The sequence below is a fragment of the Rhodococcus sp. NKCM2511 genome, assembly GCF_014905595.1.
GTDB lineage: Bacteria > Actinomycetota > Actinomycetes > Mycobacteriales > Mycobacteriaceae > Rhodococcoides > Rhodococcoides fascians.
The window spans coordinates 1075746-1099180 of sequence record NZ_BNHJ02000001.1 but is presented as its reverse complement, the minus strand read 5'-3'; the positions used below and the strand labels follow the sequence as shown (position 1 = coordinate 1099180).

Annotated in this window: 32 protein-coding genes; 25 read left to right on the top strand and 7 right to left on the bottom strand. The window is 64.0% G+C overall.

What is annotated here, in order from left to right; all coding sequences use genetic code 11:
* Positions 1–462: 462 nt before the first annotated feature.
* The 11 genes from rpsJ to rpsQ are packed head-to-tail and all read left to right on the top strand — an operon-like array spanning position 463 to position 5763.
* Positions 463–768 carry a 30S ribosomal protein S10 gene (gene rpsJ / locus JLZ96_RS05025; RefSeq protein ID WP_003938093.1) on the top strand — a complete coding sequence of 102 codons (306 nt, stop codon included), beginning with the start codon at positions 463–465 and terminating at the stop codon, positions 766–768.
* Positions 769–782: 14 nt separating this feature from the next.
* Positions 783–1448 carry a 50S ribosomal protein L3 gene (gene rplC / locus JLZ96_RS05020; protein ID WP_027496309.1) on the top strand — a complete coding sequence of 222 codons (666 nt, stop codon included), beginning with the start codon at positions 783–785 and terminating at the stop codon, positions 1446–1448.
* Positions 1445–2122, top strand: a complete 678-nt coding sequence (gene rplD / locus JLZ96_RS05015) for a 50S ribosomal protein L4 (RefSeq protein ID WP_008718317.1) — start codon at positions 1445–1447, stop codon at positions 2120–2122. The genes rplC and rplD overlap by 4 nt, the downstream gene beginning before the upstream one ends.
* Positions 2119–2424: a 50S ribosomal protein L23 gene (gene rplW / locus JLZ96_RS05010; protein WP_027496310.1), complete on the top strand. Its 306-nt coding sequence runs from the start codon at positions 2119–2121 to the stop codon at positions 2422–2424. The genes rplD and rplW overlap by 4 nt, the downstream gene beginning before the upstream one ends.
* A gap of 39 nt (positions 2425–2463) precedes the next feature.
* Complete coding sequence (gene rplB / locus JLZ96_RS05005) at positions 2464–3300, top strand: 50S ribosomal protein L2 (RefSeq protein WP_008718311.1); 837 nt, start codon at positions 2464–2466, stop codon at positions 3298–3300.
* Positions 3301–3313: 13 nt separating this feature from the next.
* Positions 3314–3595: a 30S ribosomal protein S19 gene (rpsS, locus tag JLZ96_RS05000; RefSeq protein ID WP_008718309.1), complete on the top strand. Its 282-nt coding sequence runs from the start codon at positions 3314–3316 to the stop codon at positions 3593–3595.
* Positions 3592–4014, top strand: coding sequence for a 50S ribosomal protein L22 (rplV, locus tag JLZ96_RS04995; protein WP_027496311.1), 423 nt, complete (start codon positions 3592–3594; stop codon positions 4012–4014). Before rpsS ends, rplV begins: the two co-directional genes overlap by 4 nt.
* On the top strand, positions 4014–4823 hold the full coding sequence (rpsC, locus tag JLZ96_RS04990; protein ID WP_027496312.1) for a 30S ribosomal protein S3: 810 nt from the start codon (positions 4014–4016) through the stop codon (positions 4821–4823). Before rplV ends, rpsC begins: the two co-directional genes overlap by 1 nt.
* Positions 4824–4826: 3 nt before the next feature.
* Complete coding sequence (gene rplP / locus JLZ96_RS04985) at positions 4827–5243, top strand: 50S ribosomal protein L16 (RefSeq protein ID WP_027496313.1); 417 nt, start codon at positions 4827–4829, stop codon at positions 5241–5243.
* Positions 5243–5488, top strand: coding sequence for a 50S ribosomal protein L29 (rpmC, locus tag JLZ96_RS04980; protein ID WP_027496314.1), 246 nt, complete (start codon positions 5243–5245; stop codon positions 5486–5488). The genes rplP and rpmC overlap by 1 nt, the downstream gene beginning before the upstream one ends.
* Positions 5485–5763 carry a 30S ribosomal protein S17 gene (gene rpsQ, locus JLZ96_RS04975; protein WP_027496315.1) on the top strand — a complete coding sequence of 93 codons (279 nt, stop codon included), beginning with the start codon at positions 5485–5487 and terminating at the stop codon, positions 5761–5763. Before rpmC ends, rpsQ begins: the two co-directional genes overlap by 4 nt.
* 65 nt (positions 5764–5828) lie before the next feature.
* On the opposite strand, the gene JLZ96_RS04970 is transcribed toward rpsQ, so the two are convergent.
* From JLZ96_RS04970 to JLZ96_RS04955, 4 genes are read right to left on the bottom strand one after another with little or no spacing between them, the layout of a single operon-like run.
* Positions 5829–7154, bottom strand: a complete 1326-nt coding sequence (locus JLZ96_RS04970; RefSeq protein ID WP_032386995.1) for an AIM24 family protein — start codon at positions 7152–7154, stop codon at positions 5829–5831.
* Between the two features lie 32 nt (positions 7155–7186).
* Positions 7187–10306, bottom strand: coding sequence for a helicase HerA domain-containing protein (locus JLZ96_RS04965; protein WP_201010659.1), 3120 nt, complete (start codon positions 10304–10306; stop codon positions 7187–7189).
* Between the two features lie 17 nt (positions 10307–10323).
* Positions 10324–10977, bottom strand: coding sequence for a hypothetical protein (locus JLZ96_RS04960; RefSeq protein WP_032383556.1), 654 nt, complete (start codon positions 10975–10977; stop codon positions 10324–10326).
* A complete protein-coding gene (locus tag JLZ96_RS04955) occupies positions 10974–12011 on the bottom strand; it encodes an endonuclease domain-containing protein (RefSeq protein ID WP_032400142.1) in 1038 nt (345 codons plus the stop codon). The genes JLZ96_RS04960 and JLZ96_RS04955 overlap by 4 nt, the downstream gene beginning before the upstream one ends.
* 235 nt (positions 12012–12246) lie before the next feature.
* On the opposite strand from JLZ96_RS04955, the gene rplN reads away from it, so the two are divergent.
* The 4 genes from rplN to JLZ96_RS04935 are packed head-to-tail and all read left to right on the top strand — an operon-like array spanning position 12247 to position 13697.
* Positions 12247–12615, top strand: coding sequence for a 50S ribosomal protein L14 (gene rplN, locus JLZ96_RS04950; protein ID WP_027496320.1), 369 nt, complete (start codon positions 12247–12249; stop codon positions 12613–12615).
* Entirely contained in the window at positions 12616–12933 is a 318-nt protein-coding gene (rplX, locus tag JLZ96_RS04945) for a 50S ribosomal protein L24 (protein WP_008718278.1), read from the top strand. It abuts the gene before it with no gap.
* Between the two features lies 1 nt (position 12934).
* Positions 12935–13507: a 50S ribosomal protein L5 gene (gene rplE, locus JLZ96_RS04940; protein WP_008718275.1), complete on the top strand. Its 573-nt coding sequence runs from the start codon at positions 12935–12937 to the stop codon at positions 13505–13507.
* 4 nt (positions 13508–13511) lie between these two features.
* Complete coding sequence (locus tag JLZ96_RS04935; RefSeq protein ID WP_008718273.1) at positions 13512–13697, top strand: type Z 30S ribosomal protein S14; 186 nt, start codon at positions 13512–13514, stop codon at positions 13695–13697.
* A gap of 91 nt (positions 13698–13788) precedes the next feature.
* Here JLZ96_RS04935 and JLZ96_RS04930 read toward each other — a convergent pair whose 3' ends face one another.
* Positions 13789–14487, bottom strand: a complete 699-nt coding sequence (locus tag JLZ96_RS04930) for a DUF6885 family protein (protein WP_201009585.1) — start codon at positions 14485–14487, stop codon at positions 13789–13791.
* Between the two features lies 1 nt (position 14488).
* Complete coding sequence (locus JLZ96_RS04925) at positions 14489–15856, bottom strand: glutamine synthetase family protein (protein ID WP_201009584.1); 1368 nt, start codon at positions 15854–15856, stop codon at positions 14489–14491.
* 399 nt (positions 15857–16255) lie between these two features.
* Here JLZ96_RS04925 and rpsH point away from each other — a divergent pair, with 399 nt between their 5' ends.
* The 9 genes from rpsH (at position 16256) to map (ending at position 21944) form a co-directional block, all read left to right on the top strand.
* Complete coding sequence (rpsH, locus tag JLZ96_RS04920) at positions 16256–16654, top strand: 30S ribosomal protein S8 (RefSeq protein ID WP_008718266.1); 399 nt, start codon at positions 16256–16258, stop codon at positions 16652–16654.
* Between the two features lie 13 nt (positions 16655–16667).
* Complete coding sequence (gene rplF / locus JLZ96_RS04915) at positions 16668–17207, top strand: 50S ribosomal protein L6 (protein WP_027496323.1); 540 nt, start codon at positions 16668–16670, stop codon at positions 17205–17207.
* A gap of 1 nt (position 17208) precedes the next feature.
* Positions 17209–17625, top strand: coding sequence for a 50S ribosomal protein L18 (gene rplR / locus JLZ96_RS04910; protein WP_236253834.1), 417 nt, complete (start codon positions 17209–17211; stop codon positions 17623–17625).
* A 34-nt stretch (positions 17626–17659) separates the two neighbouring features.
* A complete protein-coding gene (gene rpsE, locus JLZ96_RS04905) occupies positions 17660–18334 on the top strand; it encodes a 30S ribosomal protein S5 (RefSeq protein WP_032365630.1) in 675 nt (224 codons plus the stop codon).
* Entirely contained in the window at positions 18334–18513 is a 180-nt protein-coding gene (gene rpmD / locus JLZ96_RS04900) for a 50S ribosomal protein L30 (RefSeq protein WP_008718256.1), read from the top strand. Before rpsE ends, rpmD begins: the two co-directional genes overlap by 1 nt.
* A 2-nt stretch (positions 18514–18515) precedes the next feature.
* Positions 18516–18959 (top strand): 50S ribosomal protein L15, encoded by a 444-nt coding sequence (gene rplO / locus JLZ96_RS04895; RefSeq protein WP_027496326.1) that lies wholly within the window; start codon positions 18516–18518, stop codon positions 18957–18959.
* Positions 18960–19273: 314 nt separating this feature from the next.
* Positions 19274–20596, top strand: coding sequence for a preprotein translocase subunit SecY (gene secY, locus JLZ96_RS04890; protein ID WP_027496327.1), 1323 nt, complete (start codon positions 19274–19276; stop codon positions 20594–20596).
* Entirely contained in the window at positions 20593–21147 is a 555-nt protein-coding gene (locus JLZ96_RS04885; RefSeq protein ID WP_027496328.1) for an adenylate kinase, read from the top strand. The genes secY and JLZ96_RS04885 overlap by 4 nt, the downstream gene beginning before the upstream one ends.
* Positions 21147–21944 (top strand): type I methionyl aminopeptidase, encoded by a 798-nt coding sequence (gene map, locus JLZ96_RS04880; protein ID WP_027496329.1) that lies wholly within the window; start codon positions 21147–21149, stop codon positions 21942–21944. The genes JLZ96_RS04885 and map overlap by 1 nt, the downstream gene beginning before the upstream one ends.
* Positions 21945–21961: 17 nt before the next feature.
* Here the strand turns inward: map and JLZ96_RS04875 are convergent, their stop codons facing one another.
* A complete protein-coding gene (locus tag JLZ96_RS04875; protein WP_032373892.1) occupies positions 21962–22849 on the bottom strand; it encodes a glycosyltransferase family 2 protein in 888 nt (295 codons plus the stop codon).
* A gap of 298 nt (positions 22850–23147) precedes the next feature.
* On the opposite strand from JLZ96_RS04875, the gene infA reads away from it, so the two are divergent.
* Complete coding sequence (gene infA, locus JLZ96_RS04870) at positions 23148–23369, top strand: translation initiation factor IF-1 (RefSeq protein WP_005140011.1); 222 nt, start codon at positions 23148–23150, stop codon at positions 23367–23369.
* Positions 23370–23435 lie beyond the last annotated feature (66 nt).

The window sequence follows — 23435 nt, the reverse complement described above, 5'->3', positions numbered from 1 at the left end:
CGTGCGGAGCGTATGGATCGACCCCGAGTTGATCTGTCGCGCATACTGCGGCATACTGGTCGGGTTGCCTGGACACGGGACGCGCTTGCGTGCGGCCTGAACCAGGTGAGTCGATCGAGAGATCGGCTGAGCAGAACATGAGACCAGCGCTCCACGTGAGCGCGTCCGGACCACCAGCTCGATCGGTGTGGGTTTCCTCCCTCGGATGGTTGAAGCGAAAGTTTCAGCGCAGAAGAATGAGCGGAATCGCGACACGCCCGACCGCGTGGACCGGAGAACCATGACAGATGAAGAGCGGCAACGGATACAGGTCACGCCTGGTCGTCAACGTTTTTCACTGTCGTGTGTGCACGAAGGCAGTTCGAGTCGGAGGGATTCCCCCGGCTCGGGGACTGTGCAGACGAGGTGGAGCAGGCCGAACGGCCCGTTCTACGACCAAGCGGCAAGAAAAGGACACTAAGCGTGGCGGGACAAAAGATCCGCATCAGGCTCAAGGCCTACGACCATGAGGCGATCGACGCGTCAGCGCGCAAGATCGTCGAAACGGTCACCCGTACGGGTGCCCGCGTCGTCGGACCGGTGCCGTTGCCGACAGAAAAGAACGTGTACTGCGTCATCCGTTCGCCGCACAAGTACAAGGACTCGCGCGAACACTTCGAGATGCGTACTCACAAGCGGCTCATTGACATCCTCGACCCGACACCGAAGACGGTGGACGCGCTCATGCGCATCGACCTCCCGGCCAGTGTCGACGTCAACATCCAGTGAGCGCGGAGACAACGATGACTGATAACAAGAACCGGCCTGCGACAGGAATTCTGGGCACCAAGCTCGGAATGACCCAGGTCTTCGACGAGAACAACCGCGTCGTTCCGGTGACCGTGATCAAGGCAGGCCCCAACGTGGTCACCCAGATCCGCACCCAGGAACGTGACGGCTACAGCGCCGTCCAGGTCGCATTCGGTGCGATCGACCCGCGGAAGGTGAACAAGCCCACCACCGGCCAGTTCGAGAAGGCAGGTGTCACGCCGCGTCGCCACATCGTGGAGATTCGCGTTGCCGACGCCTCGCAGTTCGAGGTCGGCCAGGAGCTCACGGCTGCAGTGTTCGAGGACGGCGCATACGTCGACGTCACCGGCACCAGCAAGGGCAAGGGCTTCGCCGGAACCATGAAGCGTCACGGCTTCAAGGGACAGGGCGCGAGCCACGGTGCACAGGCTGTGCACCGTCGTCCCGGATCCATTGGTGGCTGTGCAACGCCGGGTCGCGTGTTCAAGGGAATGCGCATGTCCGGACGTATGGGTGGCGACCGCGTCACGACGCAGAACCTCTCGGTCCACAAGGTGGACAGCGAGAACGGTCTGCTGCTGATCAAGGGAGCGATCCCGGGCCGTCGCGGCAACGTCGTGATCGTCAAGTCTGCATTGAAGGGTGGTGCACGGGCATGACCAGCCTCGAGAAGAACACCGAGACCAAGCTGACGCTCGATGTCAAGGAAGCCGGCGGCAAGACCAACGGCACCGTCGATCTCCCCGCGGAGATCTTCGACGCACCGGCGAACATCGCGCTGCTGCACCAGGTCGTCATCGCACAGCTGGCAGCTGCTCGTCAGGGAACCCACTCCACGAAGACTCGTGGCGAGGTTCGCGGCGGCGGCAAGAAGCCGTACCGGCAGAAGGGCACCGGCCGCGCCCGTCAGGGCTCGACCCGCGCTCCTCAGTTCGTCGGCGGTGGCACGGTCCACGGACCGCAGCCGCGCGACTACAGCCAGCGGACCCCCAAGAAGATGAAGGCCGCCGCACTGCGCGGAGCCCTCTCCGATCGGGCCCGCAGCGAGCGCCTGCACGTCATCACCGAATTGGTTGCCGGACAGGTTCCGTCCACCAAGGGTGCGAAGACGTTCCTCGCCGAGATCTCGGACCGCAAGAAGGTCCTGCTCGTGGTCGGCCGCGAGGACATCGCAGCCTGGAAGAGCGTTCAGAACCTGGACGGCGTGCACCCCATCGCACCCGACCAGCTCAACACGTACGACGTGCTCAACGCCGATGATGTCGTTTTCAGCGTGGAAGCGCTGAACACCTTCATCGCTGGGCCTGCAAAGAACGAGGAGGCAAGCAAGTGACCACGATCGCCGATCCCCGCGACATCTTGCTGGCACCGGTCATCTCCGAGAAGTCCTACGGACTGATCGAAGAAGGCACGTACACGTTCCTGGTGCACCCGGACTCGAACAAGACGCAGATCAAGATTGCCGTCGAGAAGATCTTCGACGTCACCGTGACCAGCGTCAACACGATGAACCGTCAGGGCAAGCGTAAGCGGACCCGGTTCGGTTACGGCAAGCGCAAGGACACCAAGCGCGCGCTCGTAACGCTCTCCGCCGACAGCAAGCCCATCGAGATCTTCGGAGGTCCGGTCGCGTAAGCGACTGGGACTCTTCGGATATAGAGGACGAGAAGACTCATGGCAATCCGTAAATACAAGCCGACAACCCCGGGCCGTCGTGGCTCCAGCGTGTCCGACTTCGCTGAGATCACGCGTTCGACCCCCGAGAAGTCGCTGATCCGCCCGCTGCACGGTCGCGGTGGACGTAACGCACACGGTCGTATCACCACCCGGCACAAGGGTGGCGGTCACAAGCGTGCGTACCGTCTCATCGATTTCCGTCGCAACGACAAGGACGGCGTGCCGGCCAAGGTCGCTCACATCGAGTACGACCCCAACCGCACCGCGAACATCGCACTGCTGCACTTCGCAGACGGCGAGAAGCGCTACATCGTCGCACCCAAGGGCATCGCCCAGGGCTCGCCGATCGAGCAGGGTGCCAATGCCGACATCAAGCCCGGCAACAACCTGCCCCTGCGCAACATCCCGACGGGTACGACCATTCACGCGGTCGAGCTCCGTCCGGGTGGTGGCGCGAAGATGGCCCGCTCCGCCGGAGCGAGCATCCAGCTCCTCGGTAAGGAAGGCCCCTACGCCACGCTGCGTATGCCGTCCGGTGAAATCCGTCGCGTCGACGTGCGCTGCCGCGCAACCGTCGGCGAGGTCGGCAACGCCGAGCAGTCGAACATCAACTGGGGTAAGGCCGGCCGCATGCGCTGGAAGGGCAAGCGCCCGACCGTTCGTGGTGTCGTGATGAACCCGGTCGACCACCCGCACGGTGGCGGCGAGGGTAAGACCTCCGGTGGACGCCACCCGGTCAGCCCCTGGGGACAGCCTGAAGGCCGTACCCGCAAGAACAAGGCGAGCGACAAGCTCATCGTCCGTCGTCGTCGTACCGGCAAGAACAAGCGCTAGGAGGGAGTTCAGAATGCCACGCAGCCTGAAGAAAGGCCCGTTCGTAGACGATCACCTCCTCGCGAAGGTTGACGTCCAGAACGACAAGGGAACCAAGCAGGTCATCAAGACCTGGTCCCGTCGATCGACAATCCTCCCCGACTTCATCGGTCACACTTTCGCCGTCCACGACGGTCGCAAGCACGTACCGGTGTTCGTGTCCGACTCGATGGTCGGCCACAAGCTCGGAGAGTTCGCACCGACCCGCACGTTCAAGGGTCACATCAAGGACGACCGGAAGGCGAAGAGGCGATGACCAACTTCACCCCCACCGCCAATCCGACTGCCAAGGCCGTAGCGAAGCACGTTCGCGTCACGCCGATGAAGGCACGTCGCGTCGTGGATCTGGTTCGTGGGCGCTCCGTCGAGGACGCGCTCAACATCCTCAAGTTCGCGCCGCAGGCAGCGAGCGAGCCGGTCGCCAAGGTGATCGCGTCCGCAGCCGCCAACGCCGAGAACAACCTGGATCTCGATCCCAGCACGCTGATCGTCGCCACTGCATTCGTCGACGAGGGCACCACCCTCAAGCGATTCCAGCCGCGTGCTCAGGGCCGGGCATTCCGGATCCGCAAGCGCACCAGCCACATCACGGTGATCGTCGAAAGCCTGCCCAAGACCGGCGGAACGTCTCGTAACCGTCGTAAGGGCCAGGCGTCCAAGGAAGGGGCTCAGTAGTGGGTCAGAAAATCAACCCGCACGGCTTCCGCTTGGGTATCACCACTGACTGGAAGTCGCGTTGGTACGCAGACAAGCAGTACTCGGAGTACGTCAAGGAAGACGTCGAGATCCGCAAGCTCCTCGCCACCGGCATGGAGCGCGCGGGTATCGCCAAGGTCGAGATCGAGCGCACTCGTGACCGTGTTCGCGTGGACATCCACACGGCACGTCCGGGCATCGTCATCGGTCGCCGTGGTGCCGAGGCCGACCGCATCCGCGGAGCGCTCGAGAAGCTGACCGGCAAGCAGGTTCAGCTCAACATCCTCGAGGTCAAGAACGCCGAGTCCGAGGCTCAGCTCGTGGCCCAGGGTGTTGCCGAGCAGCTCAGCAACCGCGTCGCATTCCGTCGCGCAATGCGTAAGGCCATCCAGTCGGCCATGCGTCAGCCGAACGTCAAGGGCATCCGTGTTCAGTGCTCCGGCCGTCTCGGTGGCGCTGAAATGTCTCGCTCGGAGTTCTACCGCGAGGGACGCGTTCCCCTGCACACGCTCCGTGCCGACATCGACTACGGGCTGTACGAGGCCAAGACCACCTTCGGCCGCATCGGCGTCAAGGTCTGGATCTACAAGGGCGACATCGTCGGCGGACGGCGTGAACTCGCTGCCGCTGCGGCTCCGGCCGCCGGTGCAGACCGTCCCCGTCGTGAGCGTCCCACTCGTCCGCGTCGCAGCGGTGCCTCGGGCACCACGGCGACCAGCACCGAGGCCGGCCGCGCGGCATCCGCAACCGAGGCTCCGGCCTCGACCGAGCCCACTCAGGAGGGCTGACGCATGTTGATCCCCCGCCGGGTCAAGCACCGCAAGCAGCACCACCCGAAGCGTTCGGGTGCCGCCAAGGGCGGAACTCAGGTGACATTCGGTGACTACGGCATTCAGGCTCTCGAGCCCGCCTACATCACCAACCGTCAGATCGAGTCCGCTCGTATCGCGATCACTCGCCACATCAAGCGTGGCGGCAAGGTCTGGATCAACATCTTCCCGGACCGCCCGCTCACCAAGAAGCCTGCCGAGACCCGCATGGGTTCCGGTAAGGGTTCGCCCGAGTGGTGGATCGCGAACGTCAAGCCGGGCCGCGTGCTCTTCGAGCTGTCGTACCCCGACGAGACCATTGCGCGTGAGGCACTGACTCGCGCCATCCACAAGCTGCCCATCAAGGCACGCATCATCACCAGGGAGGAGCAGTTCTGATGGCTACCGGAACCCCAGCCGCAGAGCTCCGCGAGCTCACCGGTGAAGAGCTGGTCACCAAGCTGCGTGAGTCGAAGGAAGAGCTGTTCAACCTTCGTTTCCAGATGGCTACCGGCCAGTTGGACAACAACCGTCGACTGCGCACCGTCCGTCACGAGATCGCGCGCATCTACACCGTCCTGCGCGAGCGTGAGCTCGGCTTGGCATCTGGTCCTTCCGAGGACACTGCAGGTGACGCGGCATGAGCGAGGAAAAGACTGTGACTGAAGAGCGCAACAACCGCAAGACTCGGATCGGCTACGTCGTATCCGACAAGATGGAGAAGACGATCGTCGTCGAGCTCGAGGACAGGGTCAAGCACCCCCTCTACAGCAAGATCATTCGTCGCACCACCAAGGTCAAGGCACATGACGAGAAGGGCGACGCCGGCGTAGGCGATCGCGTTCAGCTCATGGAGACCCGTCCGCTGTCCGCCACGAAGCACTGGCGACTGGTCGAGGTTCTCGAAAAGGCCAAGTAGGACCTGCACAAAAATGCCCGCTCCCTTCCCGGGGGCGGGCATTTGTGCTTTCTGAAGCGTGCGGCCTACCTGCCCAGCAAGCCGCCCAGCGCTCCGCCGACGCCTGCTTGCTCGCCGCCACCGGTACCGCCGACCAGTCCACCCGGCGGCTGTTCCGACGGCTGCACCACCACGAACCCCTGGCCGGCGAATTCCAGCGTGAACCTCTCTCCGGTCGAGCGGCCGATCAACGTGCCGAGCCCGAACGAGTCGTTCTTCTTCACCCTCGTCTGCAGAGACGACGACCACGCGACTGCTGCCTGCGGGTCGGCGAACGTCGGCTGGTCGACGTTCAGGACGACCGGCACTCCGTCGGTGGTGATGGCGATACGGCCCCGACCCGTGAACACACAGTTGAAGAACCCCGCGTTTCCACCCGCAGCGGCACCCTGGACTCGCTTGATGTCGTAACTCAGCGAGGAGTCGAACGCGAGAACGTTGGCCCCGTTGATGGTGAGCCCGTCCGTACCGTCGAGATCGATCAGATGGACGTCCTGTGCGGCGTTGGCGAGGAACAGGTCGCCCTGGCCCGTGACCTTCATCAGGGGGACGCCTTCGCCGGACAGGGCTTGTTTGAGGGCTCGACCGATACCCCCGGAGCCCTTGGCCTCGAACTGCAGAGTGCCCTGGTACGCGACCATCGAGCCGGCCCGAGCCATGATCTCGCCGTTCATACCGACCCGGCACATCTTGCTGCCTTGTTTCTGAATCCCCGATCCGGGAACTTCGGCGTGGGCGGGCGCGAACAGTTCACTTCTCATGGCCAGGGCTCCTTGTGGGACAGGTGAATTCACGATCGCTTCGCTTCGGTGCGAGGGCGGTGCCGTCGGTGCCTCGGGTGTGGGCGGATCGTCGTCCTCGACGCTGATACCGAACGCGGTGGCCAGGCCCGCCAACCCATCGGCGTACCCCTGGCCCACCGCCCGGATTTTCCATTGCTGGTTGCGGCGATAGAACTCCAGGATGACGAGAGCACTCTCGTCGCCGAGTGCGTCGGCGGTGAATCCGACGATCGCACCGCCCGACGCGTCGGAGACGGTCACCGATGTCGGGCCGGCGGCAGCGAACGTTGCCGGACCGGTACCGTCCAGCGATGCCGCGATGGCAACGGTCTCGATATCGGCTGGAATCCTGGAGGGATCGATCAAGACGAGATGGCCGGACGGCCCGCGCTGGTACTCGAGGCCCGCGCCCTCGGGTTGGTTGTAGAACACCAGATCCGCGTCCGAACGCACCCGTCCGTCCGGCCCCAACAGCAGCGCGGATACGTCGACCGACGTCGAGGCGGCAAGTGTCACCGTCAGCCGGCCGGTCGGAGCGGGGCAGTTCTCCCCGCGAGCGAGGTTTTTCATCGGATCCAGTGTGCCAGTGTCGACGCGTGCTGTCAGGAACGCGCGAGTTCGATGACTTCTTCCTCGGTCGGCGGGCTCTTCGGGTGGTAGGACAGGCACAGGGGAGTGGCGGTTCGCCGGAACTCTGCGCCCTCGACGGCAGCGTAGAACTGCCCCGCGGGCAAACGGCCGACATCGGGTACCGAGCCGCCTTTGACGCGGGCCATCTCCTTGGCCGCCTCGACCTGGGACGGGCTGTTGAGCAGTCCGTAGAACTGCGTCGACGCGTTTCCGGCGATGCGGTTGTGCAACCCCTTCGGTGCCTGCGTGGCAAACACGAGACCGAGACCGTACTTACGCGCCTGCGACGCCAGCGCAAGTGTGCTGTGTGTCGCTGCGGTCGTGCGATCGGAGGGGGCGAAGTTCTGCGCCTCGTCCATCACGAACAGTCCGCCGAGCGGCCGGTCACCCGCCGGGTTCTTCTTGATCCAGGAGAACAGGCCCATCTGCAGCTGATTGACGAAGCTCTGCTTCTGCTCGTCGGTGGTCAGGCCCGCCAGATTGATCACCGATACTCGGGCCTTCTTTCCGTCGGCCGGAGTCAGCAGCACTGCCGGGTCGACCGGGGTGCCCGCCCCTGCGAACATGGGGTCGTTGGCCACGGCAGCCTTCAGATTTTCGGCCAGTCCCTGCGCGATCCGTACGGCATCGCGCAGGTCGCTGGTGTCCTCGGGCAATTCTTCGAGCAGGTCGATGAAGTCGGCCAGCGTGCCGCCCTGTGGGCGTCGACCGAAGAGATCGAGCGCCGACTTCAGCACTGCGCGGCCGTGTTTCGCCTTCTGGGAAGTACCCAGGACGCCGGCGGCGGGCTCGAGCGACGCCAATGCGGATTCGACGGAGGAATCGAACTCGTCGGCATCACCGAGAACGCTGACGAAATCGGGCAGTGGCTGAAAGCTCAGCGGTCGGCCCGCCGACTTGCGGGGCGTCCACACCACGACGTCGGTGTCGCGTAGATACGCCGCCGCCTTGGCCTCGTCGCCCGGCGGCCACGTCCGTTCGTCCTCGGGCCACGCGGTGCCGAGGCGAGCCAGGTCGTTGTTGACGTCCAACACGATCGCCGAAACACTTTGCAGCGCACATTCTTCCACCAGTCGGCGAATCAGTACCGTCTTCCCCGATCCGGAACCCGCAAAGATCGCTGTGTGCTTACGGAGCGCTTCGAGTTGGATCACGACGTCCGCACCGGTACTCACTTCCGAACCGGCGACGATCGACGGCCGGCGGCTCGCAATCGGCTCGGCCGCGACGGTGTTCTCGGGTTCGATCAATGCGGTGTCGTCGTCGACGACGCTGACTGCAGGCAACACGGAGGAGAACAGTTCGACCTCGTGTGCGGGCTTGCGCGCGAGCAACCACGACGTGAGAGCGGGGGAGTTCTCGGCCAGCAGCACCGACAGAGCCGCCAAGGCCCTGCGGTCCTCGTCGCCGAACGGCACGACAATGCCGCCTGCACGTCGCAGAGCGGCGACGGTCTGCTCGGTCTTCGCGCCATTGGGCCACGGGTCGTTTCTGATGAGGATAAGTCGCCGTTTCGGCATGTCTGCCCTGAGGCCGGCCGTGGTCACTGCACGCTCCACACGGGCCAACGCGGCCCTGGCGTTGCCGGAGGTGACCGCGCGGAAGCACCAGTGCTCCTCGTCGTCCGTATCGGTGTCGACGGTATGTCGCAGCCTGGCATGCAGGGCAGGCTTGCCGCTCGGAGGTGGGTCCTGGGCAAGGCTGTCGTCCGAGGACTGGTGCTCGTGGATCCATGCGGTCAGGCCCGCAGACAGGAGTGCGGGGACGATCGAGTCCTCGCTGTCGGGCTTCAGCGGAATGGAGACGTCGACCTGTTTGCGCAGTTGTGCGTAGCGATCGTCGAGTATGTCGAGTTCGTCGACCCGTGCTTTGGGGAGGTCCTGCGCATCCGCGGGCCCGGACTTGTCGGTGAAACTCTCCAACTCCGACGCGACGCCGGTGTCGAGGCAGTGCCTGATGTGACGGTCGACCGCGATCAGCAGCTGCCGCGGAGTGAAGTCCGGGGCCTGCTCGAATGCGTCGGGTGCCACCGGCCACGTCGGATGCGGAGGCGTGAAGCCGGCCTCGAGAAAGCACGCCGCCAGACGTCGTCCCAGTAACAGGCGTCCGATGTCGGACGACGGAATCGGCTTGAGAGGCTGCGTCACTCGGAAGCGGTCGCGCATCGGTGCCACGCCGCGGGCGGCGATCAACTCCCACGCGCTCGACAGTGCCGAGAGTACCGACGCGGTGCGAGGAAGCGTTTCGCGCAGCGACATCAGACCGTGCGCCAGTTGCTCGACGACCTTGTCTTCCTGTGCGTCGGCGAACTCCTGATCCGATCCCGTTCGGGATTGCGCGACCAACGTGTCGATCTGGTCTATCGCGAGAATTGTCGGACCGGTGATGGCCAGCAGCCGTGAGATGTTCTCGGCAATGCCTTGGTGACCGAGCTCGGCCCGGCGGATTCCCCAGGGCGAGAATTCTTCGGCATCGACGTCGTCGATCGACTGCAGGTATGCGTCACCGAGATCCTGGACGGCCGAATCGGGGGCGATGGACAGCACCAAGGCGCGCAGAGTGTGCTGCGAGGTGCGCCGATGTCGGGGGTGAACCTTGTATACGGCGGTGACGAAGTCGTTCAGCGTCTCGGCGTCGATCATGTTCTCGCCCATGATCTTTGCGCGTTGTTCGTCGGGAATGTCACCGATCGTGCACAAGCGACGCAGCAGAAGTGCGAGTTGGCTGTCGGATCCTTGGCCGGAGGGCCGCATCAGGTCGTCGAGCATCCCCATGAGAGTCGACCGCCAGAAGCCCGCGGCGTCGAGCAGCCTGATCAGGAAGAAGTACCCGCCCTTCTGCTGCACCTCCTCGCGCACCTGCCCCAGCAGATGCGTCTTGCCGGATCCGGCCGGCCCGCGTACGACGACTCCGAGCGGACTGGCGTCATCCGACGTCTCCGCGTCGTCGTAGGCGTTCATCACCTCGAGGAACACCCGCTCGTGCATGCCGGGAACGTGCACGTTGGACTGCGAACGCCACACGTCGTCGGGGGTCGGGGCCCAGCTCAGCCGTACCGATTCCAGAGCCCGGATCTGCTCGTTGTCCGTCATCGTGGAGTTCACGCCCATCATGATTCGATCGAGAGAAGGTGGTTCTGCTGATTACCGACGACGACGGCTGCAGCGCGTTCCTCGTCGGTCAGCGTCTTCTGGTTTTCCTCGGGTATCAGCGAGACGTCCGCGGCGCGTCGCAGCCGTGCGAGAGCATCGTCGAGATCGCCACGAGGGATGTCTCGCAACTCGTTTCGCAAGCGAGACAGCCGAACGGTGCTACCGGGTTCACGTGCGAGCGACGCGTACGCGGTGCGAATCGAGGCCTCGATGTCGACGGTCTTGTCGGCCTTCTCGGAGCTGTCGAGGGGGGCGGTCTCGTCCCCGCGGGGCGAGAACACATCGGCCGGACGGCTGTCGGTGCGATCCAGCCAGCGACGTAACCCTGCCAACACGGTGAACATGGCCTTGCCTGCGCCTGTCGACCGAGCCGGTGGTTCACCGCCGATGAGCTCACCGCAGGTGCGCCACCCTTTGTCGGTCAGCTCCAGGGTCATCGGGCGCACCGAAGAATCGACCTCGATCAATCCCGCATTCTTCAGTTTGTCGCGGGAAGCCTTCGGTAGTTCGGGGCCGAGTCCCTTGAGGGCGCTGTTCTTCACCGGACTCGCTTCGGCCATCAGAACGAGCAGTACTGCTGCTTCGGTGCCGTTCAGGTCTTCGGTACTCATCGAGGATCCCCCTTCGATCGTCTTCTCGATACTGCCTCGCGGATGGTAGCCACAGCGCGGTGCGGGTCGTCGATCACCTGAGCGTTGGTGAACCGCAACACCATGTACCCGTGTGTCTGCAGCTGGTTGTCGCGCACGCGGTCCTCGGCGAAGCGCTGGGCGGCACGGTGCTCGTCGCCGTCGATTTCCACGATGACTCTCTCGGTGCGCCACAGTACGTCGACTGTGAACGGACGGCTGAGTTCGCCGAGCCGAATCGAGCGATTGTGCTCTCGACCGGTGGCCCATTCGTGCTGGTCCAGCGCTCTGTACAGGCGCTTCTCCGGATCGCTCGCCGGGTGTGGGTGCCCGGCGATCGGCGGATAGCTCAACGGCCGGAAGCGATCGAGGACAGTGCTGACGCCGGCAGGCACTTCGGGTGCGCGCACCGATACGGACGGGAATCTGTCCATCCTCGACGAGCCACCGCCGGTGAGCCACACGCCCGCCCGTGCGTGAGCACACAGCCATTCCGCTGCGGTCGACACGAAGTCGGCGTCCACGGCGTCGGGTACGACCAGCACGAGAGCGACAACGTCGCGGCCGTGAGCTGCCGCGAGAGCTCGCGCCGAACCTGCCGCGCGGGTCTCGACGGTGAACACCGCTCGGCGTATCGGCCGTCCCGAGGAGGCCGACTCGGCCAGAGCCGCTATGTAGGGGCCGAAGTGTGCCGAGTCGGCAGCCAGGCGAACGGCGGACGTGCGAGCGGCACGCCGCTCCAACGTGGAGGTCCCTGCGTTGTGCTCGAACTCGGGGAGCCATAGCGCGGTCGAGTGGACCGCTGCGGTCTCCAGCGACGTGACCACCATCTCGACCAGGTCTGCCGAACGACGAGATGCCGGCTCGTCGACAGTGAAGAAGACGATCGCAGGTGCGTCGGCGGGGAGCGGGTTCGCGGATTCGGCGAGCTCGCGTTCGGACGCCCCGCGAAGTCGAGTCACTCGATCTGCGGGAAGACTCGACCACCAGCCTGCGGTCTCACCGTTCCCGGTCACAGCTGCTCCCCGCCCACCCCTGTTGCCCCATCTCCGAACCGTACCGACAAGGTCCGACACGTAGGGGGCGAGCACGTCTCCGTGACGGCGATTTGGCTCTGGCATCGGCGTTCCCCTACACTTGACCGGTTGCCTGTGGCAGCGGTGTGTCTTCGTGCGCCCGCTCTCGGCAGCCGACCGCGCGTGTCGGGACGGAAATCCGGCACGTACGTACATCCAGGTCAAGGAGAAGTTAGTGATTCAGCAGGAGTCGCGAGTACGCGTCGCTGATAACACGGGCGCGAAGGAAATCCTTTGCATCCGCGTTCTCGGTGGTTCGTCACGTCGCTACGCCGGAATCGGCGACATCATCGTAGCTACGGTGAAAGACGCCATTCCCGGTGGAAACATCAAGAAGGGTGAGGTCGTCAAGGCCGTCATCGTCCGCACCGTCAAGGAGCGTCGCCGTCCGGATGGCTCGTACATCCGTTTCGACGAGAACGCTGCGGTGCTGATCAAGCCGGACCACGACCCCCGTGGAACCCGCATCTTCGGCCCGGTCGGCCGCGAGCTGCGTGAGAAGAAGTTCATGAAGATCGTCTCGCTCGCCCCGGAGGTGCTGTAAATGAAGGTGCACAAGGGCGACACCGTTCTCGTGATCGCAGGCAAGGACAAGGGTGCCAAGGGCAAGGTCATTCAGGCCTACCCCGCTGACTCCAAGGTTCTGGTCGAAGGCGTGAACCGCATCAAGAAGCACACCGCGGTCTCTGCCAACCAGCGCGGCGCATCCTCGGGTGGCATCGTCACTCAGGAAGCCCCGATCCACGTATCGAACGTCGCAGTTGTCGACTCGGACGGAAACCCCACTCGCGTGGGCTACCGGACCGACGAAGAATCCGGCAAGCGCGTTCGTGTTTCCCGCAAGAACGGGAAGGACATCTGAGATGACTACCACCGAGAACATCGCGGGCGAACAGCCCCGCCTCAAGGCGCGCTACCGCGCTGAGATCAAAGACGCCCTGAACACCGAGTTTGCATACGAGAACGTCATGCAGATCCCCGGCATCGTCAAGGTCGTCGTCAACATGGGTGTCGGCGACGCCGCCCGTGACGCCAAGCTGATCAACGGCGCAGTTGCAGACCTCGCTGCCATCACCGGCCAGAAGCCGGAGATCCGCAAGGCTCGCAAGTCCATCGCACAGTTCAAGCTGCGCGAAGGAATGCCCATCGGCGCACGCGTTACCCTCCGTGGCGACCGCATGTGGGAGTTCCTCGACCGTCTGGTTTCCATTGCCCTTCCCCGAATCAGGGACTTCCGCGGCCTCTCGGGCACGCAGTTCGACGGCAACGGAAACTACACGTTCGGCCTCAACGAGCAGTCGATGTTCCACGAGATCGACGTGGACAAGATCGACCGTCCGCGCGGCATGGACATCACCGTAGTAACCACCGCAACCAACAACGAAGAAGGCCGCGCGCTGCTCAAGCACCTCGGCTTCCCGTTCAAGGAGAACTGAGTCCATGGCGAAGAAGGCATTGGTCAACAAGGCCAACAAGAAGCCGAAGTTCGCGGTGCGTGCATACACTCGCTGCAACCGCTGCGGCCGTCCCCATTCCGTGTTCCGCAAGTTCGGCCTCTGCCGTATCTGCGTGCGCGAGATGGCACACGCCGGAGAGCTTCCCGGAGTTCGCAAGAGCTCCTGGTGATCTGAGGCCTCCGGGCTTCACCACACCACGCTGATGGGCGTGGGTTCCGAAAGGAACCCACGCCCATTTTGCGTTGCTCAGGTCCTGACTTTCACACCGACCACACGTCGTGTCGTAGATCCAGAGAGCGGACCAGATCCACCGCCGCATGATGATCCTGGCTGTCGACGATCAGCAGCAGGCCACGCTCGGACATCGCCGACGCGAGGGCATCGGTGGAGACGGTTCTACATCCAGGCGGCATGTCCGGGTCTCCGAGTTCCCGGTAGGTGTCGGCAATCGCCACTACGTCCTCGACTGGATCGAATCCCCAGACGGTCACGAAATGTCCTACGTTCCAGTCGAATTCGGTCAACTCTGCAGTATGTACATTCGCCAACGATCCGAAGCGGAAAGGCCCGTCGGCAAGATGGTCGAGCAACAGACGCAATCTCTCGACGGAGGGCCCCACGATGGGAACCACGGCGACGCGGTGGTCGGTCGCGGTCTCGATGCCCTCCGTGAGACCTGCTGCCGTGGTCCCGGCTGCGTCGATCGATGCGGCTCTCGGCAGTAGATCCCACCCGTCGGTGATTCGGGGGGTTCCGGGAGGACGGGCCGAGTCGATTGCACCCGGCCAGATCGCTGACCTCGACGCGACCGCGAGGGCCGTCACGCCCGGTGCGTCGTCGCCCATGACGGCCGTCAGCGCAACCGATGCCGAGAACGGTCCGCAGAGTTGATCCGGTTGTGGCAGAGCATGATCGAGGGCCGAGACGATTGTGGTTGCCCCGACAAACCGTCGCAACACGTCAGTAGATCCAGCGCAGCGATTCGAGCAGTTCGTCCTCGGTATGGCTCTCCGCCCACGTGGCATCGGCGTCCCGGCAGGCGACGAACGCGCCCAGAAGTTCCATGCCCAACACGTCTCGGACCAGTGCGGACGACAGGAGGTCTTTGCGCTGTTGCGCGTGGGTCGTCGCGAGTGGGGAGATCCCCGCGGCATCCCGACGAGCATCGTCCCAACCTCCTACGTCCTCCTGGACCGGAGACGGCAACTGCGCCGAATCCGCCACTCCCGCCAGACCGGCCGCGATCGTGACGGCCAGCGCCAGATACGGATTGGCGGACGCGTCGCACGCCTTCAATTCGACGTTGGTGTGTTCCGGGCCGAGAAGGGGCGTGGCCGGTACGAGTCGCACTGCAGCCTCGCGGTTCTCGACGCCCCAGAATCCGAAGGCACCTGCCCAGTACCCCGGTCGACGACGCAGCAGTGACCCCGAACTCGGTGCCGTGATGGCAGTGAGTCCCGGGAGTTCTCGAACGAGGCCCGCGATGTACGCCTGCCCGGTGTCGGACAGTCCGTACTCTCCGTCGCCGGTCAGAGCGTTGTGACCGTCGCGAACCAGTGATGTGTGTAGGTGCCATCCGTTACCCGCACTGCTCGACGAGGGCAGGGGAGCGAAGCTTGCCCTCAGGCCCTGGGATTTGGCCGCTGAGTGGATGGTCTGCCGCGCGAGTACCTGCGCGTCGGCCGCAGCAAGTGGATCGAGTGGACTCAATGCGATCTCCAGCTGGGAGCCGCCGTACTCGGCATGAATCTGCCCGATGTCGAGGCCATTCGCAGACAGCGCCTCGAGCAGCAGTACTACGAATTGATCGACATCGCGGAGTGCGTTCGCCGAGTAGGCAGGTCCGCGATGAGCGGACAGTCCGTCCGACTCGCGAGTCAGGGCGAACTCGATCTCGAATCCGGCCCGTACCTCGAAACCGGCATCGGATGCCTTCTGCACCTGCCGCTCGAGAACTGAGCGCTGATCGTAGGGCCACGGTGTGCCGTCCGCCGAGACCTGTCGTCCGTGCGCCCAGGCCAGCCCCGGCTGTCCGGACAGGGCGACCACGCTCGACGCGCTCTCGATCACCGGAATCAACCGCACATCGCCGGACGGCGTCGACAGTCCTCCGTGGGCGAATGTGATCCCGTCATGCGAATCGAATACCGCGAACACCGCGGTGACTCCCACTCCACGCCGTGCGACTGCAGTCAATTCTGCGGTGGGCACGGTGCGGGATCGGACGATGCCGTTGTTGTCGACCCAGCCGATGGTCACGCCGACGATGTTGCGGTCGCGCAGAGTGTGGGTGAGGTGGTCGATGTCGACTGCCTTCGAGTCCGTCATGGTCCGACGTTAGCGAAGAAGTACTCGTCGGGGTGTCCGACTGGACCCGAGCTGTCCCGCAATGGTAAGGCGATTTGGTCTTCGGGTGCGCGATGCCTACACTAGAGCGGTTGCCCGGGCTTCGTCGTGCCTGCACGCGAGTCCTTGCAATACAACAAACGCAACCTCGAGTTCTCCGCACGTCAGCATTGAACATGCGGAAGCTCGTAACACCTGGCAGTGCAGCGATGCATTGCTTGGAGCGCAACCCCTGACCGGCAACAGTCGGTCAGGACATGTTCACTTCGCTGTAGGCCCACGATGTGACGAGCCAGGCCCGATGGGTTCTCCGGAACCCCAAGGCACCAGCCCGCGCGTGCTGCATGGGAACCGCTGCGAGAAAGGTGCACAGGTCACACCATGACGATGACCGATCCAATTGCAGACTTCTTGACCCGTCTGCGCAACGCCAACTCGGCGTACCACGACGAGGTGAAGCTTCCCCACTCGAAGCTCAAGGCGAACATCGCCGAGATCCTCAAGCGCGAGGGCTACATCTCCGATTACCGCACGGAAGACGCCGAGGTGGGCAAGACCCTCATCGTCGATCTGAAGTACGGCCCGAGCCGTGAGCGCAGCCTCGCCGGCGTGCGACGCGTCTCCAAGCCCGGTCTCCGGGTGTACGCAAAATCCACCAATCTGCCCAAGGTTCTCGGCGGCCTGGGCGTGGCGATCATCTCCACGTCCACCGGTCTGCTCACGGAGCGTCAGGCTGCCAAGCAGGGTGTGGGCGGAGAAGTCCTCGCCTACGTCTGGTAGGGGAGGCCACACCATGTCACGTATTGGAAAATTGCCGGTCGCAGTCCCCGCTGGCGTCGATATCACCATCGACGGCCAGGACGTTGCGGTCAAGGGCCCCAAGGGTGCCCTGAGCCTGACAGTCGCCGAGCCCATCAAGATCGCCCGCGCCGACGACGGCACCATCGCCGTCACTCGGCCCGACGACGAGCGTAAGAGTCGCTCGCTGCATGGTCTCTCGCGCACTCTCGTCGCGAACCTCATCACCGGTGTCACCAACGGTTACACCACCAAGATGGAGATTCACGGCGTCGGTTACCGCGTCGTACTCAAGGGCAAGGACCTCGAGTTCGCACTCGGTTACAGCCATCCCGTGCTGATCGAAGCACCCGAGGGCATCACGTTCACGGTCGAGTCGCCCACGCGATTCACCGTTGTCGGCATCGACAAGCAGAAGGTCGGTCAGATCTCTGCCAACATTCGTCGTCTGCGGCGTCCGGACCCGTACAAGGGCAAGGGCATCCGCTACGAGGGTGAAGTGATCCGCCGCAAGGTCGGAAAGACGGGTAAGTGATATGAGCCAGCAAACAGCAGACAAGGCGAACGTCGTCAAGCGCACACCGCGCGGCACCGACGTCTCGACGAAGCGTCGCCTGTCGAAGGCACGTCGTCACTTCCGCCTTCGCAAGAAGATCTCCGGAACGCCCGAGCGTCCGCGCTTGGTCGTCAACCGGTCCTCGCGTCACATCCACGTGCAGTTGATCGACGACCTGGCGGGCCACACGCTGGCCAGCGCGTCGAGCATCGAAGCCGATGTGCGCGCACTCGATGGCGACAAGAAGGCCGTCAGCGCGAAGGTCGGCGAGCTCATCGCCAGCCGTGCGAAGGCAGCCGGCGTCGAGGCAGTCGTGTTCGACCGCGGCGGCAACAACTACAGCGGCCGCATCGCGGCACTCGCAGACGCTGCCCGCGAAGGCGGGTTGACGTTCTGATGATGACAATGACTGACAACGGAAGGACAGCCTGATGCCGGGACGTCAACGGCGTGACGGCGGAAGCGGCCCCGCCGGACAGAACAGTGGCCCCAACGCAGGTGGCGACAACAACCAGCGCGGCGACAACCGCGGTGGTGGCGGTCGCGATCGTCGTGACAACGGCCGTGGCGGCAACGCTGCGGACAAGTCGAACTTCATCGAGAAGGTCGTCACGATCAACCGTGTCTCCAAGGTGGTCAAGGGTGGTCGACGCTTCAGCTTCACCGCCCTCGTCATCGTCGGTGACGGCAACGGACTGGTCGGCGTCGGCTACGGCAAGGCCAAGGAAGTTCCCGCGGCCATCCAGAAGGGTGTCGAGGAGGCTCGCAAGAGCTTCTTCCGCGTCCCGATGATCGCCGGCACCATCACCCACCCCATCCAGGGCGAAGCCGCTGCCGGCGTCGTCATGTTGCGTCCGGCCAGCGCCGGTACCGGCGTCATCGCCGGTGGTGCTGTTCGCGCAGTGCTGGAGTGCGCCGGTGTCCACGACGTGCTGTCGAAGTCGCTCGGTAGCGACAACGCCATCAACGTCGTGCACGCGACCGTCGCAGCCCTCAAGGGTCTGCAGCGTCCCGAGGAAGTTGCGGCTCGCCGCGGCCTGACCCTCGAAGAGGTTGCACCCGCCGGAATGCTGCGCGCACGCGCACAGGCAGGAGCGGTGAAGTAATGGCTCAGCTGAAGGTCACTCAGATCAAGAGCACCATCGGCCAGAAGGCGAACCAGCGTGACAGCCTGCGTACTCTCGGGCTCAAGGGCATCCGCCAGACGGTCGTCCGCGAGGACAACCCGCAGAACCGCGGACTGGTCAACACGGTGCGCCACCTCGTAACTGTTGAGGAGGTCTAACCATGACCATCAAACTGCACCACCTGCGCCCCGCAGCCGGATCCAAGTCGACGAAGATTCGCGTCGGCCGTGGTGAAGGTGGCAAGCGCGGCAAGACCGCAGGTCGCGGTACCAAGGGAACCGGCGCACGCAAGAACGTGCCGGCACGCTTCGAGGGTGGCCAGATGCCCCTCCACATGCGGCTCCCGAAGCTCAAGGGCTTCACCAACCGCAACCGTGTCGTGTTCCAGGTCGTGAACCTGCGCGACATCGAGCGCCTATTCCCCGAGGGTGGTCAGATCGGTATCCCCGAGCTGATCGCCAAGGGAGCTGTTCGCAAGAACGAGCTCGTCAAGGTTCTCGGAGACGGAAACCTCACCGTGAAGGTCGATATCTCGGCCAACAAGTTCACGGGCTCCGCCAAGGAAAAGATCGCCGCTGCCGGCGGTTCTGCAACCGAGGTATGAGCATTGCTTCGATGTGCTGAGTAGCAGCGCGTCGAGCAGCAGTTCGTGACGATGGCCGCAGCCACAGCTCTCGTAGCTGAGCTGCGGCCATCGTTGCCTACACGGAATGTCGTGTGTGTCGACCGATCGGCCAGGGTCCAACACTGACCGTCGGTCCGGTCGATGCGCACTGTTAGAGTTCTAGAGTTCAGAGAAGTTCGTATCGATGCGGTCGACGCATGTCGTCCGCAGTCCATGCTCGTGAGGCTCACGGAAGCATCAGTTGCTCCCGACGAAGCACTCGCGGCGTCAACGCAGTCGTGCCAGGAGGATCTTTGCTTTCCGCCTTCGTGTCGGCCCTCAGGACTCCTGACCTGAGACGGAAGATCCTCTTCACGCTCGGTCTGGTGGCCCTGTATCGCTTCGGTGCAACACTGCCGTCGCCGGGTGTCGACTACGCCAATGTCCGAGCATGCATCGACCAGGTCTCCGGTGGAGATTCGGCGGGCATCTACTCGTTGATCAACTTGTTCTCCGGTGGAGCGCTCCTCCAGCTCTCGGTGTTCGCGATCGGCATCATGCCGTACATCACCGCCAGCATCATCGTGCAGCTGCTCACCGTCGTCATCCCCAAGTTCGAGGAACTCCGCAAGGAGGGACAGTCGGGCCAGGCCAAGATGACGCAGTACACGCGTTACCTGTCGATCGCACTGGCCATCCTGCAGGCGACCGGCCTGGTGGCCCTCGCTTCGCGCGGCCAGTTGCTCCAGGGATGTCAGCAGGACATCATCGCCGACCAGTCCATCTTCGGGCTCGTCATCATCGTGCTGGTCATGACTGCAGGCGCAGCCGTCGTGATGTGGTTCGGCGAGGTCATCACCGAGCGCGGTGTCGGCAACGGAATGTCGCTGCTGATCTTCGCCGGAATTGCCTCGCGCATCCCGTCCGAGGGCAACTCGATTCTGGAGAGCCGCGGCGGGTTGGTCTTCGGGTTCGTCTGCTTCGCAGCGTTCCTCATCATCACCGGTGTGGTCTTCGTCGAGCAGGGTCAGCGCCGAATCCCGGTCCAGTACGCCAAGCGCATGGTCGGCCGGAAGATGTACGGCGGCTCGTCCACGTATCTGCCGCTCAAGGTCAATCAGGCCGGCGTCATCCCGGTGATCTTCGCGTCCTCGCTCCTCTACCTACCAAATCTCATCGCCCAGCTCACGTCCGCCAGCACCGCAACCGATCCGAGCTGGTGGCAGCGGATCATCAACGAGTATCTGGTGAACCCGGCGAACCCGGTGTACATCGCTATCTTCTTCGGGCTGATCGTCTTCTTCACGTACTTCTACGTGGCGATCACGTTCAACCCCGAAGAGCGGGCCGACGAGATGAAGAAGTTCGGTGGATTCATCCCGGGCATCCGACCGGGTAAGCCGACAGCCGATTACCTCAACTACGTTCTCAGTCGCATCACGCTGCCCGGTGCGGTGTACCTGGGCACCATTGCGGTGCTTCCCAACCTGTTCCTCGACATCGGCAGTTCGGGCGGAGCTCAAAACCTTCCGTTCGGTGGTACCGCCGTGTTGATCATGGTCAGCGTGGGCCTCGACACCGTCAAGCAGATCGAAAGCCAGCTGATGCAGCGTAACTACGAAGGGTTCCTCAAGTGAGACTTGTTCTGCTCGGTCCCCCCGGTGCCGGCAAAGGCACTCAGGCCGTCCTCCTCTCCGAGAAGCTGGGCGTGCCACACATTTCGACAGGCGATCTCTTTCGCGCCAATATCGGCGAGAAGACCCCGCTCGGATTGGAAGCGAAGAAGTACCTCGACGCGGGCGACCTCGTGCCGAGCGAACTCACCGTGGACATGGTGCGCAGTCGACTCGCCGAGCCCGACGCCGTCAACGGATTCCTTCTCGACGGTTTCCCGCGTTCGGTCGGCCAGGCCGAAGCTCTGGTCGACATCCTCTCCGACCTGAACGCGCATCTCGATGCAGTGCTGTCCTTTGTCGTCGACGAGGACGTCGTCGTGGACCGCATGCTGGCGCGCGGCCGTGAGGACGACAAAGAGGACGTCATCCGTAATCGGCTCAAGGTATACCGCGACGAGACGGCACCGCTGTTGGACTACTACTCCGACAAGCTGGTCACCGTCGATGCGATCGGTGAGGTGGACGAAGTCAACGCCCGCGCGCTGAAGTCCATCGAGGACCACGGCAAGTAATGGCGTTCGGCCGTAAACGAAAAGTTGTCCCGTTCAAGAGCGCCGGTGAGCTCGACGCGATGGCGGCAGCCGGTGCCGTGGTAGGTGCCGCTCTCGTCGCCGTACGGGATGCAGCCAAGCCCGGGGTCTCGACGCTCGAACTCGACCGAGTTGCCGAGGCGGTCATCCGTGATGCCGGTGCGGTGCCCTCTTTCCTGGGGTACCACGGTTTCACCGGCAGCATCTGCTCCTCGGTGAACGACCGCGTGGTGCACGGCATTCCGTCGGCGGACGAGTTGTTGGTCGCCGGGGATCTCGTGTCCATCGACTGCGGTGCCGTTCTGGACGGTTGGCACGGAGATTCGGCGTGGACGTTCGGCGTCGGCGACATCATCGAGGCCGATGCGTTGCTGAGCGATGCGACGAGGCTTTCCATGGAGGCCGGGATCGCAGCGATGATCCCCGGCAATCGTCTGACCGACATCTCCCACGCCATCGAGTCCGGTACGCACGCGGCCGAGGATGCTCACGGTCGTAAATACGGAATCGTCGACGGTTACGGCGGCCACGGAATCGGCCGCGAAATGCATATGGACCCGTTCCTCGCGAACGAGGGCGCGCCGGGCAAAGGCCCGGAACTCGTGGTGGGTTCCACGCTGGCCATCGAACCGATGTTGACGCTCGGTACCTACGAGACCGACATTCTCGACGACGGGTGGACCGTGGTGACCACCGATGGTTCACGCGCGGCGCACTGGGAACACACGGTCGCGGTGACCGAGGACGGTCCGCGAATCCTGACGGTTCGGCCTCGCTAGAACTACCAGGTCAACGCTCACCAGGTGAGTGACGAGTACCGGCGGCCCCCTCGGATGAGTCCGAGGTGGGCTGCCGTCAGGCGCAGCCAGAGGCGAGTCGGCATCCGAGTCAGTGCGGTCGGCAGCAATGGGTTTCGTACCGCGAGCGCGAGGAGCGCTACGGAAATTGTGCGGATTCGGAACGGCGGGCATCCGGCAGCCCGATACATTCCGCGGACGTGGGCCGATCCGTATCCGAGTGCCCCCGCCTGTTTCCAATTGTCCCGGTAGCCGGTACGCAGACGATATTCGACCAGCGGCTCGGCTATGAAGTGCAGGCGGGCACCCGATTGCTGTGCGCGCCAGGAGAATTCCATGTCCTCGCTGGCATGAACGAATTCGAACATCCCGCCGAGATCTCGGTAGGTCGACGCGCGGCACGCCATACTCGCCCCGATGACGAACGGGCGAAAGGGCGACTTGCCCTGATTCGAAGGTGGGGCGAAGGGAACTGCGGCGCGCGTCGCTTCGGAGTTCAGCGCCTCGGTGCTCAGGCCGGTTCCCACGAGGTCGTAGCTGTTCAATTCGGCGGTGATGCGCCGCAGCCATGTCGGGTGTACGACGTCGTCGGCATCGCAGAAGGCCAGCAGTGGGCCCTCGGCTGCTTCCGCACCGCGATTGCGGGCATGCGACGCGCCCGGGGTGCCGGACGAATCGACGTACTTCAGATTCAAGCGGGCCCGTAGTGCGTGGTCCTGCACGAACTCGCGCACTCCGTCGGTCGAGCCGTTGTCGCTGACGACGACCTCGAACGGGCCGTCGTAGTCCTGGTGGGCGAGCGCGCGTAGTTGCTCGTCGAGCACATCTCTGGCGTTGTGTACGGGAATGATCACGGAGACGGCTGGGCCGGACGGGTTGGAACTCAAGAGGGCACCTTGCGGGCTCGGTGGCTGAACGATGGCGGGCGGACGAAAGGTTAGCTCAGTTAATCTAACGTCGCCATCCGACGCGCTTCGTGCCCGCTTCGCGCGCATTTGGCCAGATGTGTCTTTGCCGGTAACATAGATCGACGGTGCGCCCTGCGTACCGGATGTCCGCATGCCTCGAGGGCTGTGCGGCCGTCCGGCGATACTCCGACTCGGTTCCGAGGAGTCGGTCAGTGGGCATCACGGTAACGGAAACAGATGCAATCAACCAGGTGTGAGAGCCAGGATCGCGGAGGATATGGCCAAGAAAGACGGTGCTATCGAGGTAGAGGGCCGAGTTGTCGAACCGCTGCCCAATGCGATGTTTCGCATTGAGCTCGAAAACGGCCACAAGGTACTCGCCCACATCAGCGGAAAGATGCGTCAGCACTACATCCGCATCCTTCCCGAGGATCGCGTCGTGGTAGAGCTTTCGCCCTACGACCTCACGCGTGGACGCATCGTTTACCGCTACAAGTAAGAGCTTCCTCGGCCATGTCCGGTCGGGGAGAACCATGCTCGGTCCGCTGCTCGCAGCGCGTCCGAG